We start from the raw sequence: 22,221 nt of genomic DNA, 5'->3' as shown, positions 1-22,221 counted from the left end.
CGAGCCGCGTAACAATTGAGAAATGGTTAGCGGTGGTGTAGAAGAAGTGCGAGAAATGGATATTGATGCAATAAACGGACTTCTGCTAGACTTGAGAAAAATAAGATGATATTAAATCCGAAGTCATGGCAGGGAGAATGATGAAAAAGCTGCAATTAATAGCCATAGTTGCCTTAATTCTGTTCAGCACGGCATGTTCCGATACGGCAAAGAGAGGTACGCCCATTGTTTGGCATGAGGAAGCGAATGCGCCACAAGAAATCGCCGAAACCGGCCGCACACAGATAGCACAGGACGGCCGCACACAGATGCCACGGGAGCTGAAGCAGCCGGTGGAGGCTGAACCTGCCGGATCAGGCGAACCGCAATCGCAAGATCTTGCCGCTGCAGCCACTCGTTCTCCGGTTGATGGAGGAGTTCCGGCTAACCCGATCGCAGTGAAACATATTATCGACGTTCCGGCTATGTCCCAATATCCCGAATATGAGAATGGCTGCGAGATTACGAGTTTGGCTATGCTGTCGAGCTACTTGCAGCTTCCTTACGACAGACAAGAGCTCATTCGCATGCTGGACAAGGACGAAACGCCGCTCCGCACCGATTCGGACGGTTCCGTCGTGGAATGGGGGGACCCTGACATTGGATTTGTCGGAGATATTACGGGCGTAGAGATGGGTTACGGCGTTTATCATACGCCGATTAAAGACCTGCTGAACCGGATAGATCATGGACATGCTCTCGATTTGTCAGGGAGCGATTTTCAAGAAGTTGAAAAGCAGATTTTGTCGGATCGCCCGGTTATCCTTTGGACCACCTCAAGTTTTGAGCCTGTGGATGATTGGCAGCAGTGGCACACTCAAGCGGGCGGGACGATCAACGCCACCTTTGAAGAACACGCCGTTCTGTTAGTAGGGTACGACGATGATTACGTGTACGTCAACAATCCGCTTACGGGGAAACAGGCGGAGCAAGCAGAGAAGCAAGCTTTTATCGACAGCTGGGAACAGCTGGGCAAGCAGGCCGTAACGTATACTCCCTAACTATATATTCAAATTCAACCTTCTCATATATAATTACAATTATTTTGATCATTATCTAAAATTTGGGGGGATGCTCGGTGAAAAAGAAATTATTGATGGGATTCATCGCAGTGGTCCTGCTGTGTTTGCTCAGCGGCTGTGTAAAAGGTGACTTTCACGTCACGGTGAACGCGGACAGTTCAGCTGACCTCGAATACAAGCTGGGCATGAACGGGGCGCTCGCCGGTTTGATGTCAGCCGGCAAAGATGCGCAGGAACCGATTCAACAGATCAAGCAAGGTTTTGAAAAGCAAGGGTTTACTGTCACTCAATACCGGGAAGGCGAATATGTGGGGGTCATCGCCAAAAAACATCAGAACAACGTAAACGAGCTTACATCGGTAGGCCCGATGAACGATATTAACGCCAGCTTCGCGAAGGGCGATAACAGTATGAAAGTCGACGTTCAGAAGGGATTGCTGTACAACACCTACAGCTACAAAGGCGTTATGGACCTCGGCAGTATGAAGCCGGATACAAACGATGCGATGGGTATTCAAAAAGCGCTGCTCAGCCAAATTGACCTGAAGTTCACGTTAACGCTGCCGATAGCGGCAGAGGAACAGAACGCCACCCGGCTGCTGGGAGATCAGAAGACCTACCAGTGGGATCTGGTACCCGGATCGAAAAACGAAATCATCTTAAAAGCCAAAGTATTCAATGTAACCAACGTCATCATTATAGTGGTTATTTTTGTCGTTGTGCTCCTCATGATCGCGTTTGCCATGTTAAGAAAAAGAAAAAGGCCGCTTCGTTATCAAGAAGCGCTGCCCCTGGAGGAGCAGAACCCGAATCATCTGGATTGACCGACCGTCAGGTACTGTTCATTTTCGGCTTTTTTGTAGGGCACAAACGCTTCCATCTATGCTAAACTAGGAAATGCGTAGATTTTGTAAAAAAGAGGCATGCCTACTGAAAGGTCGTGAACTGTATTTTGTCGCAATCTAGTGAATCCGTTATTCGGCAGCCGGCGTTCGCCAAATCATGGGCGGCGCGGATTTTATCGACGACATCCTTTCAGATGCTGTCTGTTGCAATTGCGTGGCAGATGTATGCATTGACCGAAGATGCCTTCAGCTTAGGCCTTGTGGGACTAGCCCAGTTTGTACCGATGCTGCTGCTTACTTTGGTTGTCGGCCAGGTAGCAGACCGCTTTGACCGCCGAAAAGTCGTGGCTATATGCCAGCTATTCGAAGGAATCGTCGCTGTGCTGCTTGTCTTCGGCAGTCATGCCGGTTGGCTCGGCCGTGAACAAATATTGCTGGCCGCCGCCGTCATCGGAGCCTGCCGCGCTTTTGAGGGACCAACGATGTCCGCGCTTGTGCCGGAGCTCGTGCCCAAATCATTATTACCGCAAGCATCCGCATGGTCCGCCTCGGCCGGTCAAACCGCGCAAATTCTCGGACCGTCGTTGGGGGGCTTGCTTTTTTCGCTTGGGGCCACCTATGTTTACGCGACGTCGGCCGTCGCGTTGTTGTGCGCGGGTGTGCTTGTCTTCTTGATCCGCATGGAGCGTGTCGAACGGAAAATAGAACCGCTGGCGATGAACTCGGTTTTTTCGGGATTGGTGTTTGTGTTCCGCAATAAGGTCATATTGGGCACGATTTCGCTGGATTTGTTTGCGGTTTTGTTGGGCGGAGCAACGGCTCTGCTGCCTATCTTTACGAAAGACATCTTACATACGGGCCCGTGGGGCTTGGGGCTGCTGCGTTCGGCTCCGGCTGTCGGGGCGCTCTTGATGTCGCTGGTGCTCGCACATTATACGCTGAAGCGGGCGCTGGGGCCGATTTTGTTCGGCGCTTTGGGCATATTTGGAGCGGCGACGATTTTGTTTGCGCTGTCGACCAGTTTGATGTTATCGCTGTTTGCTTTGTTTGTGCTTGGCGCATCGGACGTCATCAGCGTGGTTATTCGCTCTACGCTTGTCCAATTAAACACGCCTAACGAGATGCGGGGCAGGGTAAGCGCCGTGAATTCGCTTTTTGTCGGCACGTCCAATCAGCTGGGAGAATTCGAATCGGGGACATTGGCCGGATTCTTCGGGGCTGTACCCGCCACGCTGATCGGAGGCATCGGCACGATAGCGGTTGCCGGCCTCTGGATGTACTTATTCCCATCGCTTCGCAGATTGCGTACATTTAAGACAGATTAGCAGTTCAAATATAACAAAAAGAATGTGACGAATGTGATTCCATCTCATATGAAGGCCAGACTGCACGCATTTTTGGAAACCCATTTTTCCGGTGAATCGATCGATTACCGGCAAGTCCTTTCGCTATTTTTGCCCGTGCTCATCGATCAGGCTTTTATGGCTTGCCTTAACATGATGAATACGGCGATGATTAGCTCCTCGGGTGTGGCGGCAGTCAGCGCAGTCAATATGATCGACTCGGTCAACATGTTTCTGATTGGCGTATTTGTCGCGATTTCGACCGGGGGAACGGTTGTGGTCGCCCAATACAAGGGGAGCGGCAACGCCCCGATGGTGTCGAAAGCCGCGGCAAGCACGGTTTCCTCTGTTTCCTTGCTTGCGATCTGCATCGCTCTGGTTGTGATTTTAGGCTTCAGTCCGGTTCTCAATGCGTTGTTCGGGACGGCGGAAGCGGATGTGTTCGAGCATGCCCGGCTGTATTTGATCGGAAGCGGCATGTCTTATCTGGCTATTGCAATCATCGAATCCGTCAACGGTTCGCTCAGAGGGATCGGCAGAACAAGGGTGTCCATGACGCTGTCGCTTATTATGAACCTCTCTTATGTTCTATTAAATATCGTTTTTATCAAGGTTTTGGATATGGGTGTGCTGGGTATGGTCATTGCGGCGAACATAGCCAGATATTTAGGCGCGGCCTGCGCGATTTATTATTTGATGCGCCTGGACACCAGTTTGCGTATCCAGATCAAAGAAATGATTCATATAAAGTTGTCCATGCTCAAAAAGATATTGTATATCGGGCTGCCGTTAGCGGCGGAGCAGATGTTTTTTAACGGCGGGAAAATTTTGACCCAGGTGTTTATAGTGGGGCTTGGCACTCATGCCATAGCAACCAATGCGATCAGTTCATCGCTTGCCGTCGTGTTTCAAATTCCCTCTATGGCGTTGTCGATTTGTACGGTAACGGTTGTGGGCCAATGTATAGGGCGGCGGAACATCCGGGATGCCCGGAAATTTACAAGATCGTTTCTGTGGTTGTCTTCCGCTTCTTTTGTGCTGATGGCGCTGATCATGGTTCCTTTATTTCAGCCGATTGTCGGTTTGTTCCATCCACCGGCCGATATTGTGCACAATATTTATGTCATCATTCTGATTAATTCGGTGGTCCAGGTGGTGTTTTGGCCGATCAGCTTCCTGCTGCCTTCAGCACTCAGAGCGGCGGGCGATTCCAAATTCACCTCCATTACAGCGATGTTGTCGATGTGGCTGTTCAGGGTGGTGTTTGGTTATATTTTCGGCATCGTGTTAGGTTTCGGAGTCATCGGCGTATGGGTGGCGATGCAAAGCGAATGGGGCGTGCGCGGGGCCATCTTCTTATGGCGCTTCCGCGGCGAGAAGTGGTATAAGCACCGGCTGATCGAACCGGCGGCTGGGGAATGATGGCGTTGCATCAAAAATAAGGGTCGCTTTAGGGCGGCTCTTTTTGCTATACTGACGACGATTCTGTTCGGTTTCGGAGGTGTATATCCTCATGTATTCACAGAAATTGCATCGCTCCACTCAAACGATCCTGTCGCGTATTCTCCAGCTGCTGATTTTGTTTGTGCTGGTGCCACTGGCTATCCTCTTGATCGTTTATAACCTGTCCACGCAAAATGCTTTAAAAGAAGAAGTGTTTCAGACACATGTCCAGACGCTGGAAACAAAAAGCAACAGTATCGAAAAGATGATCGACCAAATGTTGTCCGCCTCGAATTTAATCGGATTGGACAAGCGGATTAACGAAATTACCGGGCAATACGATAATTGGAAAAACGATGCGTACATTCGCAATCAATTGATTCAGGAAGTCGTATCCAAGCTGACGGATGTCAAAAATTATATCCTTCCCGGAGAAGGCGAAATTACATTAATCGATACCAGGGGGATTATTTACAGCACAGCATCGTTAACCGATTCCAAATCAATCGCACAAATTCAGGATCTGGACTGGTATCGGAATACCGTCGAAGCAAACGGTTACGTTTATTGGTTTGCCTCCCCGCGTAATGCGGATTTTGCCGAGAAACATGAATCCTATCTCTCAATGGCGCGAATGCTGAAGTTTGGTTCCGTAAACGATCATCAGCTCATATTGCTGTTTCAATTGCGTACTTCCGCTTTCCTGAGCGCGCAGGAAATTCAGCAGGATTTCGGCAATCTTTATTATGTACTCGCGGAAAATGGCACGGTTTTTATTTCCAATGATCGCTCCATGATTGGGCAGCAGCTTCCGAGCGAACTGCTGCAAGCCTCTCAGGATCGCAGGGAAACGGAAGTGCAGTTCAAAGGCCAGCCAGGGTATTTCATGGGTTATAAGCTGCCTAATTTCAACTGGAAGCTGACGATGTATTATGATCAGAGCGTATTGCGGGAGCGGCTGGCGAAAGCGCAATCCAACCTGTTCCTGATCGCCGGACTTTTTGCAGCTTTGTTTATTGTGCTGATTTCGTTGTTCTCGCTGCTGATTACTAAGCCGCTTAGCCGGCTTACGCATTCAATTCAAGCGCTGGACAGCGGCAATCTGGATATCCGCGTTCGGTTATCTGGCCCCTTCGAAGTGAAATTTCTAACCCAGCAGTTTAATCAGATGGTGCGGCGGCTGGGGGAAAGCATCGAAAGGAATAAAGAGGAGCGGAAAAAGAAAGAAGCTGCCCTGTTTCAGGCGCAGCAAGCGCAGATTAATCCCCACTTCTTATTTAACACATTAAATACTATAAAGTGGACGGCCTACATGAGCGGCGCATCCCATGTCGCAGAGATGGTGTCCAGATTGGGGAGATTGCTCGAGATTACGTTTCAGCATCAGGAAGATCTGGTAACGGTTCGTGAGGAACTTGAGCATCTGCAGCTTTATATGGATTTGCAAAATATGAGGTTTAACAATAACTATACGCTGCGGTTAGAACTGCCTGAAATGTCTAAAGAGCTGCTTGTACCGAAGCTGACGCTGCAGCCTATTGTGGAGAACAGTATCCGGCACGGGTTCAAGGACGGGGCGGCTCAGGGAGAAATCCGACTGCGCGGGCGTGCGGAAGGAAACGACTTCCTGCTGTCGGTAGAAGACAACGGGGCAGGGATAACCCCCGAACGCATGAAAATGCTGCAGTTTGATCGGCCGGACCAGCCTGGCGAATCCCAAATTTCGGGCATCGGACTGAAAAATGTTCATGACCGGATTCAGTGGCATTACGGGCCTGAATATGGCCTGCGCATTGCAAGTCAGCTGGATGAGGGCACGACGGTAACGATTCGATTGCCTATGAAAGGAGCGACGTTGGAACATGCTTAAGGCTTTGATTGTCGAAGACGAGATGATCGTTCGTGTAGGTATCAAATCCATGATCCCATGGTCGGCGCTGGGATATGAACTGATCGGGGAAGCGGCGAACGGCTTGCAGGCCTTGGAGTTAATCGGCCAGTACGTGCCGGATGTTGTCCTGACCGATATTCAGATGCCGGTCATGAACGGCATCGAATTGATGAAACAATTGCGGGAAACGTACCCGCAAATTCAGGTAATCATCCTGAGCGTGCATCACGATTTTGAATATGTCCAACAAGCCTTGAAGCTGGGTGCCGTCGATTATATTCTGAAGCTTTCCATGCAGCCGCAAGAGCTGCAAACCCTGTTGACCCGCGTGCGGGACAACCTGCTTAAACGAAAGGAAGCCGAACAATCGGAAGCGCAAAAATCGCAGATGATTCATGTCAGTTCGCAGGTGATGAGGCGAAAGATGATCGTTGACGCCTTGGAAGGAAAGCTGCATACACCGGAGCAGTGGGCTGCCGCTGTGAAAGATTGGGTTATTCCGCTGCGGGACAGCATCGGTTTGATGGCGATTCGCATTCGCGGGTTGGACAAGGAACATCATCCGAAGTCACTCGCAAATAAGGATTTGACCACCTTCGCCGTATCCAACATAGCTTTGGAGATATTACGGACGGAAGGAGGCGGCGATGTTGTTGTTGATGATCAGGGGATTGTTGTACTGCTCTTCAATTGCGCCGAGCTTGCAGTATGGGAGTCGCAGTCGCGAGTCATTGCGGATCGGATCCGAGTTTCGGTCGGCCAATACTTGAAGTTTTCCGTTTCTATCGGCATTGCCCATCGTTTGGCGATTCCTCCGGCGTTTGCCGAAATTTATCGTCTGGCCATTCTTGCTTTGGAGTACACGTTTTATTTTTCCGAGCCGGCCATTGTAACAAGCGATGAGGCGGCGACCGATCCGGATCAAGTTATTTCTTTAACCGAAGAAGAAGTTAAACATATCGAACATCAATTGCTGTTGGAAGACAAGGAATCGCTGCAGCGGATCGTGCGCGGCATTATGGAGCGCAGCCTGAACCAAACGGTTGAAGTACGGAGAGTAAGAGTGTTTTTTGACGATTTGATGCTGCCTTTTTCCAGGCAGTTGAAGCGGGTAGGGTTATCTCTGATCGACCTTCCGGAATTTCAGGGATATCACCCAAGCGAAGCCATTCGAAATATCGACACTTTGGCGGAGATGCAGATGTGGTTTCTCGGTTGGATCGGATTTTACATCGATTTCTACAAGGAGCAAGCAGGTAAGACGATGCGCTCGGAAATAAGAGAAGCACAAGCTTATATAAATCGCAATTATCGCCAAAAAATCACAGTTTCGGATATTGCAGCTTCGATTGGGCTGTCCGAATCTTACCTCAGCCACCTTTATAAAAAAGAAACCGGCGAAAATCTGATCGATTATTTGACGAAGTACCGCTTGGAGCAAGCCGAACAGCTGCTGCGCAATTCCGATCTGCGAACTTACGAAATCGCCGAAAGGGTAGGTTTTGCCGACTCGAATTACTTCTCCAGACAATTCAAAAGGTATATAGGCATGAATCCTCTAGATTACCGGAATCAGTTCACCAAAAAATAATCCAGATTCGGTTAATAATCATACGAGAAAGTATGTTATGTCATTGCACGCAATCGCGGATTCCAAGAATGTTACAGAATGTTGGCGGTATCCTTCATTTCAACCGCTTTCAACCGCCGTTATACTGAAGTAGCAATTACTCAAGGAGGTTGATATGGATTGAAAGCGAGACAAAAGATGGGGTCTGTCGCGTTGTTGTGTCTTAGTGTGCTGTTAGCCGCCACGGGATGCAGCGGCGGCAGCGGTCAAGGCAAGGAAGCAAACCGCAGCTCCGCAACCGGCGGCAAGGAACCCGTCAAACTGAAAATTTGGGGAGGAACGCCGGAAGAGAACGGTCCCGCCAAAGCCGTGGAAAATTGGAATAAAGCTCACCCCGATGTACAGGCGGAATACGTTCGGTTTGTGAACGATTCCGCGGGCAATACGAAGCTGGATACCGCTTTATATTCGGGCAAAGACGTCGATATCTTCATCGGTTACGACCCCAATCTGAGAAACAAGCGAATTGAGGCCGGTGTGGTTGAACCGTTGGATCCGTTTTTGGCCAAAGACGCTTTTAATCTCGATGAATTGTTCGGCAAAGGTAATACCGAGGTTATTAACGGGAAAATTTATTATGTGCCTGCTCAGAAAGCGATTGATGGCATACTGATCAATAAAACTGCGTTAGACGAGATTGGTGAACCGCTGCCGCCGGTGGACTGGACCTGGGAGGACGTCGCCAACCTCGCTAAGAAGCTTACCAAAGGCGAAGGGGCAAATAAGCGCTACGGTTTTTTGTTTGATTATGCAAAGGCCAGCTTTGGCAACACGTTGGCATTAAGTCAGCAGGGAGCCGACTTTTTGTATCATGCGGACGGCACATCCGCTTTTGACGATCCGATCTGGAAACAAATTTTTGCGCTGCAGGAACGCATGGAGAAAATAGATAAATCGATCATGCCATACGGCGATGTAGTCGCATCCAAGCCCGCTCCCGATCAGGAATTCCTCAAGGGCAAAGCGGCTATGATCTGGGGAGCGTTTCTGATTCGCAGCGTCAAGGATTTGGAGAAGTATCCCCACAATTTTGTAACCGCTGTACTTCCGACCCCACATATGACGCAAGGCCAGCCTGGATATAACGGTTTCGGCATGCAGGATTTTTTGGCGATCAGCACCAATTCGCAGCATAAACAAGAAGCGTGGGAATTTATCAAGTGGTACTCCACCGACGGCTATGAGCCGATGGTGCCTTTCGGCCGGGTCCCAAGCTGGAAGAAGTTCGATGTAAACACGGTTGTTGAGGCAACGGCCGGAAAAAACAAAGAACTGTTTGATCTGCCGTCGTTGAAAGCGTATTATTCGGGAGATTATCGCTTTACATTTCCGAAGAATAATACGGCAAGGCCGGAGCTGGGAACACTGCTTAAGGAAGAGACGGAAAAATTCATCTTAAATAACCAGAGCATGGACATTACTCTTGCGAACTTGAAGAAGCGGGCGGATGAGCTCATCAAAGCGGCTCGTAAATGAACCCTGATACCGGTCTTTCTTACGGATCGGCCCGCTTGTTGCGAAGGAGGAACACATGCAAACATGGTTACGCAAGCATAAAGAAGAGTTGACCGGTTACTTGTTTATTATGCCGAATATGGTGGGGCTTATCGCTTTGACGCTACTTCCTATCGCATTTTCGGTTATACTCAGCTTCACTGAATGGAGTTTTCTGGGGGGAATGAAAGCTCTGAAGTGGACGGGCCTGGACAATTACCTGAATTTATGGCATGACGAATGGTTTGTGAAGTCGCTGCGAAACAATGCCATTTATGTGGCCGTAACCGTTCCGTTGATTCTGGTCATTGCCCTGCCAACCGCGTTGATCTTGAACCGGGGCGTTTATTTGAAGAGCATCATCCGCATGATGGTGTTTATGCCGTACGTTTCGAGCATAGTTGCCGTTTCCGTTGTGTGGGGGATGTTATACCGTCCTTCGGACGGAATCATCAATTCATTCCTCAAAGGGATTGGCATCTCCGATCCTCCCGGGTGGATCTCGAGCAGTACCTGGGCGCTGCCGGCGGTGATTTTAATCGGCGCATGGGGGCTTATCGGTTACACGATGGTCCTATACCTGGCGGGATTGCAAGGTATTCCCAACGATTTGTATGAAGCCTCCGAGGTCGATGGGGCAAACGCTTGGAAGCAGTTTTGGCATATTACGCTTCCCATGCTGCGGCCAACTACATTTTTTATCGTCGTTACTTTAATGATTACCACTTTCCAAGTATTCGGGACGATCTTTATGCTGACGCAAGGCGGCCCGGCGGGCAGCACCTCCATGCTGGCTTATTATATTTACATCACGGCTTTTAATTATTATAAGTTTGGTTATGCGTCCGCCATGGCATGGGTCGTATTTATCATCTTGTTATTGATCACTCTCATACAATGGAGACGGCAAAGACAATGGACAAACGAATAGGGAGCGCTCTAAGTCAAGTGATGGAGCCGATGCGAAATTCCATTTCGACATCAATTTTAGGCGGTGAAGATTCGTATGGCTAAAGCGTGGACACATGCAAGACAGTCGGGCCTCAAAGGATTGAATACGGCTGTCATGATTGCCTTCAGCATCATCATGATACTTCCTTTCCTATGGATGCTGTCCACGTCCTTTAAGCTGCCGATCGATGTGTTCAAGTATCCGATGGAGTGGATTCCCTCGCGGTTCACTTGGGACAACTATCGGGAAGTCTGGACGGGCAAATATCCGTTTTATCTGTATTACTTAAACTCGTTGAAGCTGACTTCCATTACCGTCATCGGGACGTTGGCAACCAGTTCGCTGGCGGGGTATGCCTTTGCCAAAATTGAATTCAGAGGCAAAGAGTTTTTGTTCCTGGTGTACTTGGCGACATTAATGATTCCTAACCAAATTTTATTAATTCCCCGGTACATCTTGTTTGATTGGCTGCATCTCGTGAATACGCATTGGGCGATTATTTTACCTGGCCTCACGAATGTGGTGAGCACCTTTTTGATGAGGCAGTTTTACCGTACGGTGCCCGGCGAATACTTGGAAGCAGCCAAGCTGGACGGTGCGGGTCATCTGTACATCTGGCTGCGGGTCTTTACACCGCTGGTAAAGCCGGCTTTTGTAACCGTCATCATCTTGAATTTTATATGGCATTGGAATGAATTCGAAAGCCCGCTTATCTTTCTGCATGACAAAAGTCTGTACACTATTCCGTTAGGCATTACGAATTATACGGATGAATTCGGGACGAACTACAGTTTGGTTTCCACGGCCGCTTTCTGTGCGCTGATTCCTATGCTTGTCGTTTATCTGATTTGTCAAAAATGGATCATTGAAGGAATCGCCAGCTCCGGCCTAAAAGGGTAGATCGAAAGGGTGAATGTCATGAACGTTTCCACGGAAACATGGGTCACTGAGTGCGAAAGAAAACTGGCTGTATTTGCCGAATATGATGTCATCGTATGCGGTGGCGGACCGGCGGGGATTGCAGCGGCGCTCAGTTCTGCCCGCAATGGGGCCCGAACGCTGCTGATTGAACTTGCGGGCTGCCTAGGCGGCATATGGACATCCGGCAATTTGTCCATTGTTCTGGACGGCGGCGGCAAGGAGGGGATTTTCCAGGAGCTGATTGGCCGGTTGGAACAAGAGCAAGCATACCTGCCGACCGGATACAAGGCCGAGTTTACGTACGATTCGGAAACCATGAAGCTGCTGCTGGAGCAGATGTGCCAGGGGGCGGGTGTTGATATCCAGCTGCATACCCGGGTGGTGGAAGTCATCAGGAGCGGCCGTCAGATCGACGCCGTTATTACCGAAGGGCATAGCGGCAGGCGAGCGCTGCGCGCAAAGGTATTTATTGATACGACCGGCAGCGCGGATGTGGCGGCAAGGGCGGGGTGCGCTTTTGAAGTCGGACATCCGGCAACGGGAAAAACCCAGCCGGCTTCCATGCTGGCGATCATCAGCGGGGTGCCCCAATCGCAGCGCAATACGAGCTTGACGAGCGAACATCAAGAGTTTCGCCGATTTCTGAATGGGGCGGGCATTGAGCCCAGCTATCAGTCTCCATGTATTTTCCGGCTTCCTCATCCGGACTTCTGTTTTATCATGATGAATCATGAATACGGGGTGAAATGCGATTCTACGGAGGATATCACCGAGGCGTCGATTAACGGGCGTAAGGAGATCTATGATGCCGTTAAGCTGTTAAGGAAAGTGCCCGATTGGGAAGAAGTACGGCTGGTCTCTACCTCCGCGCATATAGGGATTCGGGAAGGACGCCGGGTGAAGGGACTATACAGGTTGTGCGCCGAAGACTTGCGCCAAGGCCGCAAATTTGAAGACGGCATATGCCTTGTGCGCTTTAATGTCGACATTCATGCTTTGCAATCGCAAGATAAAATAGGCTACAGCAACGAAAATGTGATTTCCCGGCCGTATCAAATCCCTTATCGCAGCCTTGTCTCGGAGGACATCGACAATCTCGGCTTGGCGGGCCGGTGCGTAAGCGGGGATTTCTGGGCGCATGCCTCTTACCGGGTGACGGGAAATGCGGTCCCGATGGGTGAAGCGATCGGGTTCGCAGCGGCAATTGCCGCGAAGTCGGGCTGTACGTTAAGTGAAGTAGAAGGCGGCGCGGTTTCCGATTATATGGGGAAACAAGGATATGAGTTGTAAGTTCGGTTTCATAGTCTTCTATTAAATAAGTGAACCTCGTAACAGGGGAAACCGCTCGAAAAAGGTCGAATCAAAAGCCAAATGAGGCTTTGATTCGACCTTTTTCGTTTGAGGAAAAGAGCCTGTCGCACCGCAGTTAAAAACTACGTATGAGACAACTTCTCTTCGCCGTTGACATGTTTCCGGCCGGGATGGCGGTTGCCGATGGAACGATAAACCACGCTCGCGTATCTTTGAACGTCGTTTAGTACTTTTTGCTGATTGTTTTTTTGAAAAAAGGGGGTCATTTTCCCGTTTTGTTTATAGTTTGTTTAGAGTTGCTTTTTATAATGGTTGCATGATGGATGCTACAAAATTAGACAATGGAAGGGCAGTGTGTCGAAAAATGTATTATTTTATCTGCAAGGATATAGCGGATCAAATGGCAGACCGATTCGATGCCGGATTTGTCATTCAAAGGGAGGGGAAACGGTAGTGCAAAAACGATGGAAAACCGGCCTGGCCAAGCTGTTGACCGCTGCGTTATTGCTGCAGGGCATGCCTATGTGGTTTGGAGGGACAAGCACGGCGCAGGCGGAGGGCACCGTAACGGGGCAAACTTACGGAACCGGAACGCCGATTTCAAGCACATACGGTCCTAATCCGGGGACTACCAAAATCACGGACTATAAATGGAGTAAAGTGGACATTCCGAATCTGACTATTAATCCCAGAAGCTCAATGACGATGGTCTACGATGAGAACGCAGACAATATCGTGATGTTTGGCGGTCAGGGAAACGGCAGTTCGGACGGCGGTTTGCTGGATGAGACCTTTATTTGGGATAGAAATAACAAAAAGTGGACTGAACAGTTGGGTCCTAGTCTGGCGAAGCTTGATCCGAGTCCTCCTAAACGGAAGGGTGCGGTTATGGCTTACGACCCGTCCACCGGTAAAGTACTGCTGTTTGGTGGTGTAGGCAAAACGGGACTGCTTAACGATACATGGATGTGGGACGGCATTAACGCCACGTGGGAAGAGGTAACCGGGCTGACCGTTTCACCTTCGGCTCGCGGTGGAGCGCAGCTTGCTTATGACGGTCAGCAGCTTGTATTGTACGGAGGATACTCCGGCAGTGAAAATGCAAAGACGATACTTGGCGATACGTGGCTGTGGAATGGATCCGCTTGGACGCAAGCTCAGTCAGGGAATCCTTCTCCGCCGCCTGCATATAACGGCAGGATGGCTTTTGACGGCTATACGGCGGTGCTGTATGGCGGGGATATCGGATCGGTGACTAAGGATTATGCAGGCACCGCCGAAACAAAGACGTATACCCATGACGACAGTTCTCCGTTGCTATGGAAATGGGATCGGGATACCCAGTCATGGAGCTCGGTGGATGGACCGGAAGGCTATGGCCGCTGGGGTCAAGCGATGGCTTATGACGGGCGCCGCGTTGTGCTCTATAGCGGTGAACGGGACTACGTTCATTTATATTCCAGTGCGGATTTGGTACCGAAGCTGAAACTGCCTTCGACTAGGTATCCTCCGATGAGGGGCGGGATGTTATATGCTTGGACCGGAAGTAAGTGGGAAAAGTATCCGCTACCTACAGGTGTAGGGTCGGAATCGATATTCCAAAGTGCGACTGCGAAAGATGGTAAGGTTTATGATACTCAAGTTGTTCCTAATAAAGTGCCTTTTCCTCTTACTAATGCGGGTATGGCTTTTGACGGGAAAAACTTTGTAGTATTTGGCGGGGAACGGGGTAAGATTGATATCGTTAACTTTCCGTTAGATGGAAATGCCATTGTTGATAATTATCCTGCCGGCAATGTGAACGAGACTTGGTTATTCGGCTATACGCCGCCGACAGCGCCGGGTGTCCGGTTTGATAACGATCCGATCATCAATTTTGACACTGAACCGCTGCATCTGAATGACTCTGTCAGCGTTATTACCAATGTGTATGACAATGGTACAAGAACGATCACCGCTCAAGGGATAGAGTACCGGATGTACACGGAGACAAACGCTAACCAATGGATTAAAGTACCGTACACGGGTGATGTCTCGGAAGACGGAATGGGTGCTTTTACCGTTGAACTGAAAGGATTGACCTGGCACCAAAAGTATGAGACGCGCGGATACGCAATTAATGAAATCGGCACAAGTTATACTCCAGTGAAGTCTTTTATCATGGAAGACGACCCCAACATGACGCCGCCGAAAGTCGAATATAACCGCGTAGGAGCGTCGGTTCTCCATGTGAAGGACGCCAAGAAGATTGTGGCTGTCGGGACAGGGATCACCAATTTACTGCGCAAGCCGATAAGTGACATTCATTACTTCTTACAGGCACAGAACGGCACGCAATATCCGCTGAAATATAATGTCGTCAACGACCGGCAGTTGGAACTAACCTGGACGGAGAACTTGCCGCCGGGGAAATATGATGTATACCTGAATCACGCTTATTACAAGCCCGACTTTGTATCCCTCCAAGGACTGATGATAACCGCGCTTGATTTCTACAAGCCGCGCAACTTCGCCCGCGTCGATGTGCCGAGCACATCGCCAAGCAACGAGGTGAACAGCTTGGGGCTGCAAGGGCCGTTTACGGAAGACCCGTCAGCAGAGGGTAAGTATGTGCTGGATGATACATCGGAGCCGGTGGTAATCAATGATTCGGTGATGTTCAAGGGCAGTAACCTTGTCGTAACCAAAGATAAGATAACCGGCAAATCCACGATCAGCGGAGAAGGGCGCTTATATGTCAACGGCAACGGAGCGCTTGGAGCCAGTGTATCCTATACGTTATTGGACGGTGCGTTTACACTTTCGTCCGACGATTTCTCCATAGCCATTAACGGCGCTGAAGCGGCCGATTACTTAAATATCGGTATGCCGGTTAAGGCTAGCAAGCTGATTTTTGCCAAAGACGGCTTGCGCTTGACGGGGGACTTGGAAGTCGGCCTGCAGTTGGGCAGCCAAAAAGTGAGCAATTCCGTACCGGTTACGGACATGAACTTCCGCAACAACCGTTTTGATCTGACCGGTACGTACGACATGAACAAAGATTTTAAAATCGGGCCTTTTAATGCGAAAAATACTCAATTTGTCGTGGACAGCCGCATTCCTTATGTTGGCGTTAAAGGCATAGGCAGCTTGCCGGATACGGATATCAGCTTCGATTTGAACATGAAAACCAAGCAAGGCCGACTGGATGGCATCAGCTTCGGCATGTACAATAAGGTGAAGCTGGCTTCCACAGGTCTTCAGGTTAACTATTTATTCGGCAGCGCAAGCAATCTGGCGGATAAAACGGAAATCCCTCAAAAGCTTGCCGTCACAGGTTCGGTGAACGATATTATTGTCCCTGAGCTGAAGCATCCGCAGGTGAATTACAAGTTTAATCTGCTTGGAACCGACTCGATCGATATGAATGTTTCATCCTCTGGCTTTACCGCCACCGGCATCGAATATTATTATTGGTTCCCTGTGAACAACATGAACATGCAAACCGTGGTAAATCCGAAGGTAGCGGCAATTCAAGGGTTCTCCTCCCCTGGTTTTTTGGCAAAAGGGGACATCAACGTCTTTGAAATGATCAAGGGAGTGATCGCCTCCTACTCCTTTAATAAAAAAGGCTTTGACGGAGCGATCAAAGGAACCGTATATGTCCCTAAAGGAATCCCGCGGATCGGCGGGGCAACGGTAAACAACGTGATCATGGCCGTTGACAATACCGGCATATACGGCACATTCAAGCACAATGGCATCGGCGCCAATGTGAAGTACACATTTAACAACAATACGATGTTGTTTGAAGTAGAAGCGGAGCCTCCGAAGAAGTCCTGGTGGGAAAAGGGCCTCGATTTTGTGAATAATTTATACAACAGCGTTGACCAGTTCTTGGACAAAGCGCAACCTTGGCTGGATATAGCGGAGGAATTGTTCCTGATCAAGCCGGATTCGCGCAATCTGGTTAACATCGCGGCGGCTGACGATCTGAAGAAGGTATTCGATCTGACGCCGGTAAGCTTGTCGTTCCAGCCGGAAGATACGGCAATCCAAAATGTCAGGGCGCGGATGGTAGACGGACAGTTTACAACGCTCGATCGGACGCCGGCGATCACTGTGGAAACAAATGCGTCAAACGGCCAAACGACCAGCGAGTTTAGGGTAGAACGTGCTTATAATGCGTTCATCACCATGTCGGGCGATCAGCGTTTTGCCGTAATAAATGGTTCTTCGGCTGAAACCTTCTACGATGCTGCCAGTGATATTACATTCATGCGCGTATCGCTGAACAAGGGGACTTGGAAGCTTGCCACTAAAGGCAGCAGTCGAATCAGCGTCAATGAACTGTTGTTTGCAGATCCGGCAATGAAACTTGATGCACTTGCCGGATTATGGATGCAGACGCCGGAGCGGACGGTCACCTCGCTTACGGTTGAGGAGCGCGGGTCTTATGTGTTAAAGGTTGGGGCTGCGCAAGGTGAAGTTATTGTTTACAAACCGGATGGACGTCCTTATAACCTTCAAACACAGCAAAATCAGCCGGATTGGAACGCGTATCGCGATGCTAACGGCAATGTATACGCTCGGATCGATGTGGTGCAGGCGGGCACGTGGATTGTCAGTGCCGGTACCAGCCCGACTGCAGCGCTGAACAGCGTGTCTGAGAAAGCTACGATAGGCGATGTTGTGCAGTGGCTGCAGGCAGGTGCATATCCTAACGTATTTAAAATGAGCAGCACGGACAATGGTCAAGCGATTGTCGAAATTTACGACGCTGATGCACAGACGAAGCTGTATGCGCCAAACGGACAACTGTATGCATTCCAGTCCGATCCGAATATGTCCGGGATGAATGCTTCTTATGACGAAGGACAGCGGAAGCTGACCGTTTTGCTGGACGGGGTTAAATTGGACGGGGAATGGAAGGCGGTAAGCAGCAGCTTTACCAGCGTGATTGCTTACAAAGCTACCAGAAAGTTCAGATCGATCAAACCGATGTTTGCAGAGGGACGTTATACGAGAAATTTCGAGCTTGCGGATAACGGAAATTACATGCTGACAGTCAGTGGAGGAGATGCCAATACGGTCATCATCTCTCCGGATGGCAAACAGATGGCCTTGAATTTCAATACGCCGGACGGCAACGCCTACTTGCAGCCGGCCGCCGATCGCGTGGCTAGCGGAGGAGGATCAGGCGATCCGCTGCAGCCGCAGGTTGAAACGCCGAACCCTGTGCAGGATGGACGGGATATGCTGTACGTTTCCCTATTGGATGCACCGGCAGGCAAATGGTCTATCCAAAGCGCCAAACACGTCGATATTCAAACCCAGAAGCTGCGGCCGCTTCCTTCCATTAAGGCATCCGTATCGCCGGTTCCAGGTAATGAAAACCGGATTCAGGTGACATGGTCGATGGAGAATACGACACCTGACTCGAAAGTAACGGTAATGCTGACGAATAGCGCCGATCAACTGATCGGAGAGGTCATTGCGGAAGATCGTCCTGCCTCCGGCAGCGAAACGATTGACATTCCTGCGATGACGATGCCTGGAACTTATTATTTGTCTGTGGCGGGTACTGTTACCGGAAAAGCGCCGGTTTATGCGGTTGCAGGAAAAACGGTTGAAGTCACCGCTCCTTATACGCTGAATACGCCGGAGCGCCCTGAGGTGCTTTCGACGGGTAATGGAGAAGTATCGCTGCGTTTTGCCTCTATATCCGGCAATGTCTCAACGTACCGGATCTGGGCTAGCGGAGGAGCATACGGGCAGACGGCTGTACCGGTTATGGATATGACTCCGCAGACGGGAGATCAGCAGCAAGCGCTTATTATCGGCTTGCCGGCTGGAGATTCGTACACCTTCACCGTATCGGCTATCGGACAAGAGCAGGGACGTGTAGTGCTCAGTCCTCAGTCCGCGGGCGTGACAGCGGAGCTTCCAGTTCCTCAGCCGGCCGCTCTGACCTTATCGCTTGATGCCGGTTCGTCCGTGGTTAAAGAGCAAACTTACTCGTCATATGACGGAAGTGAAGGGACGTTGTTGGCGACAGCCGCTGAACAGGCTTCTCTGAAAGTAGCCGCAGATCAGAATGCGTCGCTGACGCTTTCCGCGAATGGACAGCAGCTTGGCACCGGACAAGTGGCGGCAGGCGGGACGTATACGTTTGCGCTGAATGAACTGTTAAACGTAAGTGTGCTGAAAGAACGCGAATACAACCTTTCTATTGAAGCGACGAACGGCCGAGGCGACCGCACGATGGCATACCGCAAGCTGTTTATCGATCGTACGGGGCCGATGCTTATTGCATCCGGCGGCAATGATGCGCAAGGCAAGCCGATTTCCCTTAACGGTACGATTGTTGACGACGGCAAAGCATATATTACCGGCCAGACGGATCCCGGAGCGAAGCTGGATGTGAATGGCACAACCATTCCTCTTGATGATCAAGGCCGCTTCGTATATTACATTCCGGTCGACTGGTCCGCTCAACCGGACCGTACGGCGGTCAAAATAACGGCATCCGATGAAGTCGGCAATAAGACGGAGTATGGTTTTGAATTGCTGCGTGGTGTAGCTGCAGCTCCTCCGACATATCCTGGCGACCTAGCGTCTCTGACGACAGGCGGCGCCAAGATGAACTCGCCTTATGTATTTGGCACGATCGCTTACCAAGCATCGGCTTATGCGGACAAAGTTCGTGTCTACGCCATTCCGATGGTTGCATCTTCTGTGGTGACTGTAGACGGACAGCCGCTTTCGTCAGGCGGCTATGCGGAAGTTACGGTGCCTGCTGCAGGCCGTTCGGTTCAAGTACTGGTTCATCCGTCCAGTGGGGCGGATAAAACTTATACACTGCAAATCGGCGGTATGGGCTCAAGTGTGGCAGCGCTGAGCACACTGAAGCTTAAAAACGTAACGGCTGCGCAACCGGGTGAAGAGCTCGCAGCAAAACAGCCATTTACGGGAGCGGAAGCATCCTACTCCGTTTCTGTGGACAACACGGTGGAGAAAGTGACATTAACGCCGGGGGCGTTGAAGGATGGATCCGGCATTACGGTGAAAGGACAGCCGGTGTTAAGCGGTCAGGCTTCCCAAAATATTCAACTGCAAGTGGGCGAAAATAAGATTCCTGTCATCGTCACTTCGCCGGACAGATCGGCAACACGTACCTATGACGTATCCGTCTGGCGGGCGCAAAGCGGCAATGCACTGCTGAAGCAGTTGGGATTGGCCACGAATGGAGCGGTACTGACGTCCGCATTTAATCCGGCTAAATCCAGCTATCAGGTGCTTGTTCCTTATTCGACAGACACCTTTACCCTGTTGCCTGTTGCGGACCAATCCGATGCAACGATCCGCATTGATGGTCAGACGGTAACTAGTTCAGCTATTTCGCTGCCATTTACGAAGACTGCACAGTCGTTTGCCATCGAGGTAAAGGCGCAGGATGGAACGGTGAGCACGTATAACGTATCCGTGCTGCGTAAACAATCGCAGCCTGCACAGCCGCCTTTACTGAAAAGCTTGCAGGCGACTCCGGGATTGGACAGCGCGTTTGATCCTTACAAGCTAAGGTACGGTACAACAGCATCGACCATCACAAGCGTCGCACCGATTACTGCGGTTGCAAGTGACCCGCAGGCAACCGTAACGGTAAAAGGAGTGTCTTTGAAAGGTGGAGGCAGCTTCTCTCCTATACTTGCTATCGGTGAGAACACCGTCATCGTAAATGTCGAAGCCGCCGATTTGGCTTCTTCGCAAACATATTCCGTCGATGTAAAGCGATTAGCAAACAGTCAATCCAGACCGGCCGAGGATGTGCGTCAAACCCCGATTTCAGGAGGCACCGGCTGGACGGATCAAACTTCGATTGTTCGATCCGTGGTGAGCGGCGTCATTACGGATACCGTGAAGCTGGATGCGGCGAAAGCACGCGATATTTTGGATAAGGCGTCCAGCAGCAAGGACAACGTTGCCCGCATCTATGTGACGGACTTGCCTGACGCGCCTGCTAACGAGCGGGTTGTAACGTTAAGCGCCGACTTTGTAAGCGCGCTTGGCGATGGCCGCATGTCGTTGCAAATTATGCTTCCTGACGCGCAGCTAACGATATCGGCGGCGTCGCTGGCGCAGCTTAATAAAGACGGCAAAGACGCTTATTTCCGGATTGTTCCGGTTCGCGCCGCGGATGAGCGCAGCGAGGTTTCGTCGCGTGTGCTGTCTGCCGATCTGGTGCAGCAAGCGGCAGGCGGCAAACCTGTCATCGTAATCGGACAACCGGTTAAAATTGAAACGAATTACTCCGGTTACAAAACGGAAATTTTGTTCCCGCTGAATAATCTGAACTTGCCGGCAGATGAGGCGGCGGCCAAACAAATGTTGTCCCAGCTAGCCGTTTATATCGAACACAGCGACGGCGAAAATGAGCTGCTGCAGGGAGAAATCCGCTATGATTCAGCGGGCAAGCCGTCCGGGCTGGCAATTGAGATCGATAAATTCAGTACGTTTACTCTTATTCAAAAAAGTGGACCGGAGGCGTCCAAGGTGCTCGCGCCTTACTTATCCGGTTATCCGGACGGCACATTCCGTCCGGCGCAAGCGATCACGCGCGCGGAGCTGGCGACCATTCTGGATCGCGCAGGAGCACGAAGCGCATCCGGTGAATCGGCTTCGGCCCAAGCGGCTGGTTATCCCGATGTAGCGGCAGGACATTGGGCGGCGGAAGCGATCGCCCATGTGCAAAGCGCGGGATTGATGCTTGGCGATAACAATGGGCTGTTCCGTCCCGATGATGCCGTCAGCCGCAGCGAGATGGCCAGCATCGCGGCCAGACTGCTTCAGTCGGCAGCAACCGATGCGTCGGCTTCCGGCGAATACGCCGATACACAAGGGCATTGGGCGTCCGATGAGGTCAAGCGGGCTTCGCAGGCAGGCATTTTGCAAGGTTATCCGGATGGCAGCTTCCAACCGGATACGAAGCTCAATCGTGCCGAAGCGGTGAAGGTGCTGAACCGGCTGTTCGAGCGGCCGACCGCTGAAGCGCAAGCTTCCAGCTGGCCGGATGTACCGAAAGACCATTGGGCTGTACGGGAAATTGAGTCAGCCTCCGGCACCGTGAAGCTGCTGCCCGACGGCAGCCTCCAAGTTGTGCCTAGCCATTAAGCAATACACAAACGCTTAAACTTACATGACAAAGCCCATGAGCGCAATCTGCTCATGGGCTTTTCGCTTTTTTTATCGAAAGCTGCCGCAACCTAATGAGGAATTCCGACGGCACTCCTCTCATCGGTTGCCAACACGCCTTATTGCATACCTGAATAATCGCTTCAGCAACGAGGCAAA

The 22,221-nt window shown here is 50.6% G+C and carries 11 protein-coding genes; all 11 read left to right on the top strand.

Features of this window, described 5'->3' with window-relative positions:
• Window positions 1-137 precede the first annotated feature (137 nt).
• The 11 genes from EYB31_RS06325 (at window position 138) to EYB31_RS06275 (ending at window position 22,041) form a co-directional block, all read left to right on the top strand.
• Window positions 138-1,040 (top strand): C39 family peptidase, encoded by a 903-nt coding sequence (locus tag EYB31_RS06325; protein ID WP_165452254.1) that lies wholly within the window; start codon window positions 138-140, stop codon window positions 1,038-1,040.
• 77 nt (window positions 1,041-1,117) lie between these two features.
• Window positions 1,118-1,885: an LppM family (lipo)protein gene (locus EYB31_RS06320; protein ID WP_131012432.1), complete on the top strand. Its 768-nt coding sequence runs from the start codon at window positions 1,118-1,120 to the stop codon at window positions 1,883-1,885.
• Window positions 1,886-2,013: 128 nt separating this feature from the next.
• A complete protein-coding gene (locus tag EYB31_RS06315; RefSeq protein ID WP_206105437.1) occupies window positions 2,014-3,231 on the top strand; it encodes an MFS transporter in 1,218 nt (405 codons plus the stop codon).
• Window positions 3,232-3,279: 48 nt separating this feature from the next.
• Window positions 3,280-4,671: an MATE family efflux transporter gene (locus tag EYB31_RS06310; protein WP_131012431.1), complete on the top strand. Its 1,392-nt coding sequence runs from the start codon at window positions 3,280-3,282 to the stop codon at window positions 4,669-4,671.
• Between the two features lie 91 nt (window positions 4,672-4,762).
• Entirely contained in the window at window positions 4,763-6,562 is a 1,800-nt protein-coding gene (locus tag EYB31_RS06305; protein ID WP_131012430.1) for a sensor histidine kinase, read from the top strand.
• Window positions 6,555-8,174, top strand: coding sequence for a response regulator (locus tag EYB31_RS06300; RefSeq protein WP_131012429.1), 1,620 nt, complete (start codon window positions 6,555-6,557; stop codon window positions 8,172-8,174). The genes EYB31_RS06305 and EYB31_RS06300 overlap by 8 nt, the downstream gene beginning before the upstream one ends.
• 159 nt (window positions 8,175-8,333) lie before the next feature.
• Window positions 8,334-9,689, top strand: coding sequence for an ABC transporter substrate-binding protein (locus tag EYB31_RS06295; protein WP_131012428.1), 1,356 nt, complete (start codon window positions 8,334-8,336; stop codon window positions 9,687-9,689).
• 55 nt (window positions 9,690-9,744) lie between these two features.
• Entirely contained in the window at window positions 9,745-10,638 is an 894-nt protein-coding gene (locus EYB31_RS06290; protein ID WP_131012427.1) for a carbohydrate ABC transporter permease, read from the top strand.
• Window positions 10,639-10,713: 75 nt separating this feature from the next.
• Window positions 10,714-11,559: a carbohydrate ABC transporter permease gene (locus EYB31_RS06285; RefSeq protein ID WP_131012426.1), complete on the top strand. Its 846-nt coding sequence runs from the start codon at window positions 10,714-10,716 to the stop codon at window positions 11,557-11,559.
• 18 nt (window positions 11,560-11,577) lie between these two features.
• Complete coding sequence (locus EYB31_RS06280; protein ID WP_131012425.1) at window positions 11,578-12,870, top strand: FAD-dependent oxidoreductase; 1,293 nt, start codon at window positions 11,578-11,580, stop codon at window positions 12,868-12,870.
• Window positions 12,871-13,344: 474 nt separating this feature from the next.
• Window positions 13,345-22,041 carry a cadherin-like beta sandwich domain-containing protein gene (locus tag EYB31_RS06275; protein WP_131012424.1) on the top strand — a complete coding sequence of 2,899 codons (8,697 nt, stop codon included), beginning with the start codon at window positions 13,345-13,347 and terminating at the stop codon, window positions 22,039-22,041.
• Window positions 22,042-22,221 lie beyond the last annotated feature (180 nt).

It is taken from the genome of Paenibacillus thalictri, assembly GCF_004307995.1.
Lineage (GTDB): Bacteria > Bacillota > Bacilli > Paenibacillales > NBRC-103111 > Paenibacillus_AF > Paenibacillus_AF thalictri.
The sequence above is the reverse complement of the archived record's forward strand: the minus strand, read 5'-3'. Positions and strand labels throughout refer to the sequence as shown.